The sequence below is a fragment of the Paraburkholderia sp. RAU2J genome, from assembly GCF_003634845.1.
Classification (GTDB): domain Bacteria; phylum Pseudomonadota; class Gammaproteobacteria; order Burkholderiales; family Burkholderiaceae; genus Paraburkholderia; species Paraburkholderia fynbosensis.
The window spans coordinates 2,569,268-2,581,989 of the sequence record NZ_RBXG01000001.1; the positions used below are offsets into that span (position 1 = coordinate 2,569,268).

Here is a 12,722-nt window from a genome sequence, read left to right on the forward strand (position 1 = left end):
GGGAAGAACATCATGACGTTATCGATTACGAGCAATTTCGACGCCGGCGCAATTGAAGTGTTGTCCTGCGAGGACGCCGGCAATATCCGTCTGCGCGTGCGGCCGGACAGCCACGCGGAGTTTGCGCAATGGTTCTATTTCCGCGTGTCGGGCGCGGCGGGCACGCGCTGCGTGATGACTTTCGAGAATGCCGCCGCGTGCGCGTTCGCCGAAGGCTGGCGCGACTATCAGGCGGTGGCGAGCTATGACCGGGTGAACTGGTTTCGCGTGCCGACCTCGTACGACGGCCGCGTGCTCACGATCGATCACACGCCGGATTTCGATCGCATCTACTACGCGTATTTCGAGCCGTATAGCGAAGAGCGTCATTCGGAGTTTCTCGGCGCCGTGCAGCAGATGCCGCAGGCCACGCTCACCGAACTGGGCACGAGCGTCGAAGGCCGGCCGATGTCGCTGCTCACGCTCGGCACGCCGCAAACCGGCGACACGCCCAAGAAGAAGATCTGGCTGATCGCGCGCCAGCATCCTGGCGAGACGATGGCCGAGTGGTTTATCGAAGGTCTCGTCAAACGCCTCGTGGGCTGGGGCGATTGGGCGGGCGATCCGGTTGCGCGCAAACTCTACGATCACGCGGTGTTCTACATCGTGCCGAACATGAATCCGGACGGCAGCGTGCACGGCAATCTGCGCACCAACGCGGCCGGTGCGAACCTGAATCGCGAGTGGATGGAGCCGGACGCCGCGCGCAGTCCTGAAGTGCTGCTGGTGCGCGACGCGATTCACGCGACGGGATGCGACCTGTTCTTCGACATCCACGGGGACGAAGCGCTGCCCTATGTGTTCGTGGCCGGTTCCGAAATGCTGCCGGGTTTCACCGAACGGCAAGGTCAGGACCAGAAAGCGTTCATCGAAGCATTCAAGCACGCGAGCCCTGACTTCCAGGACAAGTACGGCTATGCCGCGAGCAAGTATCGCGAGGATGCGCTGAAGCTTGCGTCGAAGTACATCGGTAACGAATTCGGTTGCCTGTCGCTGACGCTGGAGATGCCGTTCAAGGACAACGCCAATCTGCCCGACGAGCGGGTGGGCTGGAACGGCGAGCGCAGCGCGTCGCTTGGCGCCGCGATGTTGCAGGCGATTTTGCGGCACGTGGAGACGTTTGCCTGAACGACGCTGAAAAAAAGAGGCGCACACGGTGACGTGTGCGCCTCCTTTTCATTGGGCCGCCGCTATCCGTGGCGGCGCGGGCGGATGAATCGATGCCGCGGCGGCGCCGTCATTGGGTTTTCTTCTTCACCGTCGTTTTTTTGGCGGTCGACTTGCTCGACGTCGCTTTCGACGACTTGCCCGAGCTTGTCTTGGACGGCTTCGAAATCGCTTTCTTCGTCGTTTTGCCGCTCGCGGAGTGCTTGCCCGTGGTGCTCTTGTGCTTGCCCGACGCGGCTCGCGATCCTGACGGCTCCGCGCTGCGGGCGCGAGCCGGTGGCACAGGATCGTTCCAGCTGAATGCGAGCATCTGGGCGCCGACATAGCCGCAGCGGAATTTCAGTGCGGTAGGGTCGCCTTCCCCGTTCTGACGGACACCGATCCCTTCGACGGTGACGATGTTCTCGACCTTGACGCGCTGCTTGCCTTCATCGAACGAATCGTTCCAGGGCGTGACCGACGCGTGCGCGCTGTCGAACGAGCTGGGTGGAAAATCAACATGGTCGAAGGCGGTCGAAGTGCCGGCGACAAAGTCGCCGTGAGCGGCGCAGTCCGCGACTAGCGGGTCGGCGTGCAGATCATTGACAAATTTGTTGACGAGGTCGTTGTGCTGTTCGAGTTGATCGGCGAATGCGGGAGCGGCGCAGATGAGCGAAAGACTCGCTGCAACTGTCGCCAACCGGCCGACCAGGCGCAGCAATCGGCGCGGTACGTTGGTGCGATCCATCTAGTTCTTTAGACGCGAAGAGGATATGAGGCAAGTAAGATGCCCGCCGGGAGCGGGGAGTTCAATCCTGACACAAATAATTTTGTCCTGGGCTGGTGCGCGACTTCGGTAGGCCCGATATGCCTACGCGGCCGAGCGCTGCCTAAATCCGTTAGACATTCGCCGGTGTCAGGTGCGCGGGCCGCCCAACCGGTATCGGCGCACATCATACGTGGTGACCCACGCAGGGCGGTACACCGCAATCAACGCGGTCGACATGCCCGTGAACCAGGCCTCGCCGGTGGCAAGCAGAAACACGCTGAACACGTAGCCGGCGGGCACCACCATCGTCGAACCATCGGCAAGCGCGATGTGGACGCCAAGCGCCGCGGCTGCGGTGAGCGACACGGCAATTGCGGGCGAAACGAAACCCTGGCCGAAGATAAACATGAAAAGGTTGCGCGGCAACCAGGCAATGCTGATGCGCTGGAGCAGAGTCGAGATGCCGACAGGCACCGCACCGTACACGAGGAAAGTTAGTGCGATGCCCTGCCAGGGCGCATCGAAGATCACGGCGGCAAGACCCGTGACGACGGCCATCGCGATCACTGCCAGCGCCCAGTCGAATAGCGTGACAAAGAGCGTGGCGCCGAGCAGGTGCATCACGGTGCCGTCGTCGAGCCAGGCATTGCTCGCCCACAGCACCGACACAGCGACGATGATCGCAAGCCAGACATGCTGCAGTGTGCCGTCCTGAAGTCGTTTGAAAGGATTTTTCCACAGCGCGAGCGCGACCACTATCGCGGTGGCGATCCAGCCACCGACAGCGACCCAGAACGGAAGCGGTGTGTAGAGGAAACCCATGTGTCTCATATTACTCGTTGGACGAGAAAAGGTGTGAGCGGATTCCATGCCAGCCGATACAAACGCTGCCGTCGAGGGTGTCTTCAGGCCGCTGCGCACGTGGTCACGATCGTCATGCCGAACCGCGTGCGAGCGGCTGCGACGTTAGTCCGCGGCCGGTGCGTCGCCGTAGGTCGTGTTGGGCTCGGCCGCCATCGGCAGCGGGGCGCTTGTGTCGCCAGCCGGCAACGGATACTGGAAGCGCCGCCGTTTGTGACGCCGCAGCGGAATGACGCCGGCTTGTCCCATCAGCGGACGAGTCGAGCCTTCGCCGTTGTTGCGTAAGACCTGCAGATGGTTCGTCAGCCAGCCGTTGTAAAGCGCGACCGCGGCGGCGCGATTGGGCGCGCCGAGTTGCTGGAAGATGCTGGTCAGATGGATCTTGACCGTGCCCTCGCTGATGCCGAGGGTGCGCGCGATCATCTTGTTGGTGCTGCCCATATGGACGCAGCGCATGATCTGCTCCTGGCGCGGCGACAGTCCACTGGAAAGCCGGTTGCGGCGTGGCGGTGGATTCTTCGCGTCGAATTCGCGGATGGCGGTATCGGGCGGCAGCGGGGGATCGAGGGCGAGCGCGCCGGGCGGCACGTAGTGGCCGCCGAGCAGCACCATTTCGAAGGCGCGCACAATCAGACACGGATCGGTATCGCGCGGCACGACACCGAGCACGCCTTCGTCCATGAGCGCTCGCACGATGATGGGCGAGATGTCGTCGGTTAGCACTGCGACGCGCAGATCGGGGTAGTGGCTGAGCAGTTCGCGGGCATCCGCGATCGACATCCAGTCCTGCCAGTCGATCACGAGCAGATCGGGCCGGTGACGCTTGAAGGTGCGTTCGATCTGGCGCCAATCCTGGGCTTCGGTAAAGCGCGCCAGTCGGTCGATTTGCCGCAGTAATGCTTTGAGTCCATCACGTCGTTCAGCGTTTGAGTTGAGTATCGAGAATCTCATGCATGTCTCCAGATGAATCGGGCGAAGTGGCGCGACGTATCCGTCCGGTGTATGAGCCAGACGCATCCAATGCGTCGCCGTCTCTATGATGACAAATTCCCTTCCGTTTGACGGCCTGTCCGAAAGGCATAAGAAGCATGCGCCACCAAACAAAAAGCCCCGCTGAGCGGGGCTTTTTCTCTCTCGGGCAACGCGCGGCACGGCCGCGCTTATGCTCAGTGGAAATGCGGCTGCGCGGGATCCGCGTCCTCGGGCATTTCGGCGTGGACGATTTCGCCGAGCGGATCCGCATAAAGCGGTACGCCGCAGTCATCGCAATATTCCGGCTCGAAGCGTCCCGCATGGCGACGCACGTCGGTCACGCCGGTCTCCTTGAGCAGCGCGACGATTTCCTCGAGCGGATCATCGGACGCTGAACTCTCTTGCGGTTCTTCGTCGATGCCAGGTTCACCGTTCTCGCGGCCGTACAGCGGCCACACGACGCCGTAAATCACGTCATTGCTGCCCCGGCGCGTAAAGCCGACGCGGTATTCGTCGATGCGGCGTTCGCCGAAGCCCGCGACAACCGCGCGCAATTCCTGCGGTGCCGCTCCAATTGTGTCGAATAGATAACGCACGGCGGTCCGCACCGTGTGAGGGCGCACGCTTTCGTCAGCGTCGCGGCAGGCCGAGTAGTACGCATCCGGCAACAGACACTCGAATTCGCAGCCCGGCAGCACCAGTGACAGGTTGGCGCCGCCCTGGGTCGTCCATTGTTCGAGACATTGGCCGCGCTCGATCCGGCTGCCGTGCTCTTCTTCCTGCCAGCGGAACGTCGGCTCGCCCACCGGCGCTGCGACGATGGCGAGCAGGAAGCGCGGGTCGGCCAGAATCGGCGAGGTTTCCGGCAGTTCGGTGAAATTGAGCTTGACGTTGCCGCCGCCCATCGCCGCCTGAGCCAGTTGCTGGGCGAGGCGCCACGTTTCGACGTGATGGCGCGGCAACTGGTCGATGCTGTACAGAAACGGTGCCATCGCGACGCGGGTGTTGGCGGCAAGCACGTGCGCTTGCAGGTGTGCGCGCAGCGCGTCGGCCGCCTCGGCTTTGAGTGGGCCGGACGGAATCATGTAGCGGGTCCAGGCGAGCACGGGCGCCGCGATCAACAGCGCTTCATAAGGCACGCCGTCATGTTCGATCACGAACGATTCGCTGTGGGTTTCCGCCATATCGGCGAGCGCGCCATAGGCATCGGGATGATTCTGCTGCAGATGATCGAGCGCGGCGTCAAGCGTGGTCTGATTGGCGTTGCGGACGATCCTGGCGAGCAGTGCATCAAGCTTTGCTTCCCAGAAGCGGTCCTCAGTGCGGCTGCCCGACGCGAAAAGCGCGAGCGAGAGACCGACCAGCTTGTCGGCGTCGGGGGGGAGACGTTTGGCGATTCGCGAGCGCATAAATCCGGAAATTGGGGGGCAGAGAACCTTATATTCTAGTCTTTTCTATGCCGTCATATTGCTTGGCCGGCAATGCCGGATGGATTAGGACGTTTCCACACGAAAAATCAGTCTGTCGCGCGAGCCGCACATCGACTTAGCCGGATGGTATAAGACACCCCCGAGGGCGGGACTCGCTTCTATACTGACGGCGTTCAGTGGGGCGCCTGACAAGCGTAGGTCAATTTGCCGCCGTGGTTTGGCGCAAGAGGAGATTCGTCGTGAAATCAGACCAGCTGATCGAACGTCTTGCCGCTGTATTCGCGCTGATTATTCTGGTGGGCGGTTCGCTGCTGGTGCTGGCGCCTTTCACGACCGCATTGCTGTGGGGTGCGATTCTCAGTTATAGCTCGTGGGGGCTTTACCGGCGGCTTGCCGCCGCGCTCGGCGGGCGGCGCAAATGGGCCGCCACTTTGATCGTGCTCATCATTCTGGTGGTTGTGCTGGGGCCGTTCGTCTATGCGGGTTTTGCGTTCGGCGCGCACGTTCACGAGATCGTTTCGCTGGTGCAAAGGCTCTTCGAGGATGGCTTGCCTGATCTGCCGCCATGGGTCGGTCGGGTTCCGCTGATTGGTTCGAATATCCTGGCCTTCTGGGAGCATCTGACCAGTAGCAATTCCGAACTGATCGCGCAGTTGCGCACGCTCGCTGCGCCGGCCGGCAAGTGGATTCTGGCGGCGGCGATTGCTGTGACGCACGGTCTGGGGCTGTTGGCGTTGAGCATCGTGCTCGCCTTCTTCTTTTATACGGGCGGAGAGGGTGCAGCTGCGTGGCTCAATGCGGGCATGCGGCGCATCGCCGGCGAGCGCGCCGACTATCTGCTGGCGCTGGCGGGCAGCACGGTGAAGGGGGTGGTCTACGGGATTCTTGGTACCGCGCTCGTGCAAGGGGTTCTGGCTGGTTTCGGTTGCTGGATCGCGGGGGTGCCGGCGCCGGCGCTGCTTGGACTGGCGACATTTTTCCTGTCGGTGATACCGGGCGGTCCGGTGATCGTGTGGCTGCCTGCTGCGATCTGGCTGTATCACGGCGGCGAGACCGGCTGGGCGATCTTTCTGGTGGTGTGGGGTGTGCTGGCAGTCGGCATGTCTGACAATGTGATCAAGCCGATTCTGATCGGCAAGAACAGCGACATGCCGCTCATTCTGGTGATGTTGGGTATCCTGGGCGGCGCGTTGGCGTTCGGTTTCCTCGGCGTTTTCATCGGACCGACTTTACTGGCGGTTGCGTACACCGTGCTCCACGACTGGACGATCGGCTCGCCGGGTGCGCGTGCGTTGGCGCCCGATCTGAAGGAGCCTGCGGTCGAGGAACCGCGCCGCATAGAAAAGACGCCTTGAACAAAGTTTGAGATAACGCTTGCAAGTCCTCCTGGGGCTCGCTAGAATTCCGCTCTTTCGTGCTTCGGATGCCGGGGCACGGAGAAGCGGGAAAGCCAGCAGTGGCAAGGCTTCCAGCGCGGTGGGCAGGTTGGGCAAGTGATAAAAACCTGTTGACGCTGCTGCGAAAGTTCTCCATAATCTCGTTTCTCTGCTGCGGATGCAGCGACGCAGAACGACGCAGTGCCGGGTGGTTGAAGTGGGTGCTGTGCGTGAGCGGGTCGATCTTTAAAAATTAACAGCCGATAAGTGTGGGCGCTTGATGCGTGACGCGACGGTGGATTCTGCGGAATCTGCTGTAAAAGCGGAAGTATCAAGTCTCACACAGTAATGAAAGGAAGGTTTGACCATCGGGAGATGGTCGGACACTTCGTCAGTACGTTGAGTGAGCGACCGGTTTCGAAAGAGACCGAAAAACAGTAACAGGTTTGAACTGAAGAGTTTGATCCTGGCTCAGATTGAACGCTGGCGGCATGCCTTACACATGCAAGTCGGACGGCAGCACGGACTTCGGTCTGGTGGCGAGTGGCGAACGGGTGAGTAATACATCGGAACGTGTCCTGGAGTGGGGGATAGCCCGGCGAAAGCCGGATTAATACCGCATACGCTCTGCGGAGGAAAGCGGGGGATCTTTCGGGACCTCGCGCTCAAGGGGCGGCCGATGGCAGATTAGCTAGTTGGTGGGGTAAAGGCCTACCAAGGCGACGATCTGTAGCTGGTCTGAGAGGACGACCAGCCACACTGGGACTGAGACACGGCCCAGACTCCTACGGGAGGCAGCAGTGGGGAATTTTGGACAATGGGCGCAAGCCTGATCCAGCAATGCCGCGTGTGTGAAGAAGGCCTTCGGGTTGTAAAGCACTTTTGTCCGGAAAGAAATCCTTTGGGCGAATACCCTGGGGGGATGACGGTACCGGAAGAATAAGCACCGGCTAACTACGTGCCAGCAGCCGCGGTAATACGTAGGGTGCAAGCGTTAATCGGAATTACTGGGCGTAAAGCGTGCGCAGGCGGTTCGCTAAGACAGATGTGAAATCCCCGGGCTTAACCTGGGAACTGCATTTGTGACTGGCGGGCTAGAGTATGGCAGAGGGGGGTAGAATTCCACGTGTAGCAGTGAAATGCGTAGAGATGTGGAGGAATACCGATGGCGAAGGCAGCCCCCTGGGCCAATACTGACGCTCATGCACGAAAGCGTGGGGAGCAAACAGGATTAGATACCCTGGTAGTCCACGCCCTAAACGATGTCAACTAGTTGTCGGGTCTTCATTGACTTGGTAACGTAGCTAACGCGTGAAGTTGACCGCCTGGGGAGTACGGTCGCAAGATTAAAACTCAAAGGAATTGACGGGGACCCGCACAAGCGGTGGATGATGTGGATTAATTCGATGCAACGCGAAAAACCTTACCTACCCTTGACATGTATGGAACCTGGCTGAGAGGCCGGGGTGCCCGAAAGGGAGCCATAACACAGGTGCTGCATGGCTGTCGTCAGCTCGTGTCGTGAGATGTTGGGTTAAGTCCCGCAACGAGCGCAACCCTTGTCCCTAGTTGCTACGCAAGAGCACTCCAGGGAGACTGCCGGTGACAAACCGGAGGAAGGTGGGGATGACGTCAAGTCCTCATGGCCCTTATGGGTAGGGCTTCACACGTCATACAATGGTCGGAACAGAGGGTTGCCAAGCCGCGAGGTGGAGCCAATCCCAGAAAACCGATCGTAGTCCGGATCGCACTCTGCAACTCGGGTGCGTGAAGCTGGAATCGCTAGTAATCGCGGATCAGCATGCCGCGGTGAATACGTTCCCGGGTCTTGTACACACCGCCCGTCACACCATGGGAGTGGGTTTCACCAGAAGTAGGTAGCCTAACCGCAAGGAGGGCGCTTACCACGGTGGGATTCATGACTGGGGTGAAGTCGTAACAAGGTAGCCGTATCGGAAGGTGCGGCTGGATCACCTCCTTTCTCGAGCTAAGCGCGTCAGAAGTGTTGAGCGCTCACGCTTATCGGCTGTGAAAAAGACAGACTCAGGGGTCTGTAGCTCAGCCGGTTAGAGCACCGTCTTGATAAGGCGGGGGTCGATGGTTCGAATCCATCCAGACCCACCAAAGTCTTGTCTGGTGAGCTGACCGGCTAAAAACCTCTGGGGTATCTGCATGACTGGGGGATTAGCTCAGCTGGGAGAGCACCTGCTTTGCAAGCAGGGGGTCGTCGGTTCGATCCCGTCATCCTCCACCAATCCTCAATGCTGGTTTGTCTGCATGCGCTAACGGGAGTTGGCGGTGTAGTGAAACAAGCATTGGCGATTGAGCCAGTCAGAGCGATACGCAATCACGGATTGCGCGATCGGCTGTCGTTCTTTAACAATCAGGAAGAAGTAGTAAAGAGATTCACGAAAGCACACCTGGAGATGGGTGTGCGGGTAGGTGAATCAGGGTTGTGATTGTATCAATGTATTTTTTAAGTGATCGAAAGATTGCTTTGGAATACGGCGCAACACGAATACTCAACCTGTAGCGGAATGTGAACTGGAGAGTCCTTCGGGAACCTTGTCCCCTTCGGGGATGAGCCCCGCGTAAGCGCTAAAGCGCTAACGCGGGCCGCAAGACACACCCGTTATAGGGTCAAGCGAACAAGTGCATGTGGTGGATGCCTTGGCGATCACAGGCGATGAAGGACGCGGTAGCCTGCGAAAAGCTTCGGGGAGCTGGCAAACGAGCTTTGATCCGAAGATGTCCGAATGGGGAAACCCACTCCGAATGGAGTATCCATGACTGAATCCATAGGTCATGCGAAGCGAACGCGGTGAACTGAAACATCTAAGTAACCGCAGGAAAAGAAATCAACCGAGATTCCCAGAGTAGTGGCGAGCGAAATGGGACCAGCCTGTACTCTTTATCTTCACTGTTAGCTGAAGGCTCTGGAAAGTGCTGCCATAGCGGGTGATAGCCCCGTAAGCGAAAACAGCGAGGAAGAACTGGGTGTACGAGAAGTAGGGCGGGACACGTGAAATCCTGTCTGAAGATGGGGGGACCATCCTCCAAGGCTAAATACTCGTGATCGACCGATAGTGAACCAGTACCGTGAGGGAAAGGCGAAAAGAACCCCGGGAGGGGAGTGAAACAGATCCTGAAACCGCATGCATACAAACAGTCGGAGCCTTCGCAAGGGGGTGACGGCGTACCTTTTGTATAATGGGTCAGCGACTTACATTCAGTGGCAAGCTTAACCGATTAGGGCAGGCGTAGCGAAAGCGAGTCCGAACAGGGCGTTCAGTCGCTGGGTGTAGACCCGAAACCAGGTGATCTATCCATGGCCAGGATGAAGGTGCGGTAACACGTACTGGAGGTCCGAACCCACTAACGTTGAAAAGTTAGGGGATGAGCTGTGGATAGGGGTGAAAGGCTAAACAAACCTGGAAATAGCTGGTTCTCTCCGAAAACTATTTAGGTAGTGCCTCGTGTATCACCTTCGGGGGTAGAGCACTGTCATGGTTGTGGGGTCCATTGCGGATTACTACGCCATAGCAAACTCCGAATACCGAAGAGTGCAATCACGGGAGACAGACATCGGGTGCTAACGTCCGGTGTCAAGAGGGAAACAACCCAGACCGCCAGCTAAGGTCCCCAAATATTGCTAAGTGGGAAACGAAGTGGGAAGGCTAAAACAGTCAGGAGGTTGGCTTAGAAGCAGCCATCCTTTAAAGAAAGCGTAATAGCTCACTGATCGAGTCGTCCTGCGCGGAAGATGTAACGGGGCTAAGCAATATACCGAAGCTGCGGATGCACATTTATGTGCATGGTAGGAGAGCGTTCCGTAAGCCTGCGAAGGTGCACTGGAAAGTGTGCTGGAGGTATCGGAAGTGCGAATGCTGACATGAGTAGCGATAAAGGGGGTGAAAGGCCCCCTCGCCGTAAGCCCAAGGTTTCCTACGCAACGTTCATCGGCGTAGGGTGAGTCGGCCCCTAAGGCGAGGCAGAAATGCGTAGCTGATGGGAAGCAGGTTAATATTCCTGCACCATTGTTAAATGCGATGGGGGGACGGATCGCGGAAGGTTGTCCGGGTGTTGGAAGTCCCGGTCCTTGCATTGGAGAAGGCGCTTTGGCAAATCCGGGCGCGCAATTCAAGGGTGTGAGGCCATTCACTTCGGTGAAGAAGCAACTGGAAGTGGTTCCAAGAAAAGCCTCTAAGCTTCAGTTTAACAGGACCGTACCGCAAACCGACACAGGTGGGCGAGATGAGTATTCTAAGGCGCTTGAGAGAACTCGGGAGAAGGAACTCGGCAAATTGGTACCGTAACTTCGGGATAAGGTACGCCCCGGTAGCCTGACTGGCCTGCGCCAGAAGGGTGAAGGGGTTGCAATAAACTGGTGGCTGCGACTGTTTAATAAAAACACAGCACTCTGCAAACACGAAAGTGGACGTATAGGGTGTGACGCCTGCCCGGTGCCGGAAGATTAAATGATGGGGTGCAAGCTCCTGATTGAAGTCCCGGTAAACGGCGGCCGTAACTATAACGGTCCTAAGGTAGCGAAATTCCTTGTCGGGTAAGTTCCGACCTGCACGAATGGCGTAACGATGGCCACACTGTCTCCTCCCGAGACTCAGCGAAGTTGAAGTGTTTGTGATGATGCAATCTCCCCGCGGCTAGACGGAAAGACCCCATGAACCTTTACTGTAGCTTTGCATTGGACTTTGAACCGGTCTGTGTAGGATAGGTGGGAGGCTGTGAAGCGTGGACGCCAGTCTGCGTGGAGCCGACCTTGAAATACCACCCTGGTCTGTTTGAGGTTCTAACCTTGGCCCGTGATCCGGGTCGGGGACAGTGCATGGTAGGCAGTTTGACTGGGGCGGTCTCCTCCCAAAGTGTAACGGAGGAGTACGAAGGTACGCTAGGTACGGTCGGAAATCGTGCTGATAGTGCAATGGCATAAGCGTGCTTAACTGCGAGACCGACAAGTCGAGCAGGTGCGAAAGCAGGTCATAGTGATCCGGTGGTTCTGTATGGAAGGGCCATCGCTCAACGGATAAAAGGTACTCTGGGGATAACAGGCTGATACCGCCCAAGAGTTCATATCGACGGCGGTGTTTGGCACCTCGATGTCGGCTCATCTCATCCTGGGGCTGTAGCCGGTCCCAAGGGTATGGCTGTTCGCCATTTAAAGAGGTACGTGAGCTGGGTTTAAAACGTCGTGAGACAGTTTGGTCCCTATCTGCCGTGGGCGCTGGATATTTGAAGGGGGCTGCTCCTAGTACGAGAGGACCGGAGTGGACGAACCTCTGGTGTACCGGTTGTCACGCCAGTGGCATCGCCGGGTAGCTATGTTCGGAAGAGATAACCGCTGAAAGCATCTAAGCGGGAAACTCGCCTTAAGATGAGATATCCCCGGGGCTTCGAGCCCCTTGAAGGGTCGTTCAAGACCAGGACGTTGATAGGTCAGGTGTATAAGCGCAGTAATGCGTTAAGCTAACTGATACTAATTGCCCGTAAGGCTTGATCCTATAACAGGTGTGTTTTGCGATGACCGTCAGTGCTTCGGCACTTATGGACATCCCACCCCCGAAGGGGGCAACAGACACCCAGGTTGAGATCAGTGTTGTGCCTCGAACAACACAGCCCGCCTCCTCTGGTGAGCATCACCAGACACTACTTCTTCCCGATTGGTTGTGCCGCCCCCAGAGGCGACACGACAACAAGTCATGCCTGATGACCATAGCGAGTCGGTCCCACCCCTTCCCATCCCGAACAGGACCGTGAAACGACTCCACGCCGATGATAGTGCGGATTGCCCGTGTGAAAGTAGGTAATCGTCAGGCTCCCCAGCAGCAACAGAAACCCCACCCCCAAAAGGTGGGGTTTCTGCGTTTACGGCGCGGCAGGGCACCGGACGGAATAGAGGACAACGGCCCGGGCAGGCGCTTCGCACGTTGCTCCGGACGGCACCTCAGCGTTCCCCTATCCTCAGCGCATCCGCATAAGCCAACCGTTCCAAATGGCGGCGAGTACACTCCCCGCCAATCACATCACCCGCCCCATCACGCGCCCGGCAGCACAATACAAGCGGCGACACCTCACACGTTGCCGTGTGCCGGTCACTACTTCCCTTGCGCC

5 protein-coding genes, 2 tRNA genes, 3 rRNA genes and 1 pseudogene are annotated in these 12,722 nt (G+C 58.6%); 7 read left to right on the forward strand and 4 right to left on the reverse strand.

Translation table 11 applies throughout. From position 1 onward, the window contains the following. The first annotated feature begins 12 nt into the window (after positions 1-12). Positions 13-1,167: a M14-type cytosolic carboxypeptidase gene (locus B0G69_RS11785; RefSeq protein WP_121317122.1), complete on the forward strand. Its 1,155-nt coding sequence runs from the start codon at positions 13-15 to the stop codon at positions 1,165-1,167. Positions 1,168-1,276: 109 nt separating this feature from the next. Here B0G69_RS11785 and B0G69_RS11790 read toward each other — a convergent pair whose 3' ends face one another. The 4 genes and pseudogenes from B0G69_RS11790 to B0G69_RS11805 form a co-directional block, all read right to left on the reverse strand. Further along, positions 1,277-1,933 (reverse strand): hypothetical protein, encoded by a 657-nt coding sequence (locus B0G69_RS11790; protein ID WP_121317124.1) that lies wholly within the window; start codon positions 1,931-1,933, stop codon positions 1,277-1,279. Between the two features lie 168 nt (positions 1,934-2,101). Then, complete coding sequence (locus B0G69_RS11795) at positions 2,102-2,776, reverse strand: energy-coupling factor ABC transporter permease (RefSeq protein WP_121317125.1); 675 nt, start codon at positions 2,774-2,776, stop codon at positions 2,102-2,104. 112 nt (positions 2,777-2,888) lie between these two features. Next, positions 2,889-3,766 (reverse strand): annotated as a pseudogene (locus B0G69_RS11800) (response regulator transcription factor). 215 nt (positions 3,767-3,981) lie between these two features. Beyond that, on the reverse strand, positions 3,982-5,196 hold the full coding sequence (locus B0G69_RS11805) for a DUF2863 family protein (RefSeq protein WP_121317129.1): 1,215 nt from the start codon (positions 5,194-5,196) through the stop codon (positions 3,982-3,984). 260 nt (positions 5,197-5,456) lie between these two features. Here B0G69_RS11805 and B0G69_RS11810 point away from each other — a divergent pair, with 260 nt between their 5' ends. The 6 genes from B0G69_RS11810 (at position 5,457) to rrf (ending at position 12,427) form a co-directional block, all read left to right on the forward strand. Then, positions 5,457-6,572: an AI-2E family transporter gene (locus tag B0G69_RS11810; RefSeq protein WP_121317131.1), complete on the forward strand. Its 1,116-nt coding sequence runs from the start codon at positions 5,457-5,459 to the stop codon at positions 6,570-6,572. A 469-nt stretch (positions 6,573-7,041) separates the two neighbouring features. Further along, a 16S ribosomal RNA gene (locus B0G69_RS11815) occupies positions 7,042-8,574 on the forward strand. A 66-nt stretch (positions 8,575-8,640) separates the two neighbouring features. After that, positions 8,641-8,717: transfer RNA gene (locus B0G69_RS11820), tRNA-Ile, on the forward strand. Positions 8,718-8,771: 54 nt separating this feature from the next. Then, a tRNA-Ala gene (locus B0G69_RS11825) sits at positions 8,772-8,847 on the forward strand. Between the two features lie 384 nt (positions 8,848-9,231). After that, a 23S ribosomal RNA gene (locus B0G69_RS11830) occupies positions 9,232-12,112 on the forward strand. Between the two features lie 201 nt (positions 12,113-12,313). Continuing rightward, a 5S ribosomal RNA gene (gene rrf, locus B0G69_RS11835) occupies positions 12,314-12,427 on the forward strand. The 16S, 23S and 5S rRNA genes sit together here with 2 tRNA genes alongside, the layout of an rRNA operon. Positions 12,428-12,722 lie beyond the last annotated feature (295 nt).

Coding starts and splice junctions, on each gene's coding strand:
- B0G69_RS11805 (WP_121317129.1), bottom strand. CDS start 5,196: ATGCGCTCGCGAATCGCCAAACGTCTCCCCCCCGACGCCGACAAGCTG.
- B0G69_RS11795 (WP_121317125.1), bottom strand. CDS start 2,776: ATGGGTTTCCTCTACACACCGCTTCCGTTCTGGGTCGCTGTCGGTGGC.
- B0G69_RS11785 (WP_121317122.1), top strand. CDS start 13: ATGACGTTATCGATTACGAGCAATTTCGACGCCGGCGCAATTGAAGTG.
- B0G69_RS11790 (WP_121317124.1), bottom strand. CDS start 1,933: ATGGATCGCACCAACGTACCGCGCCGATTGCTGCGCCTGGTCGGCCGG.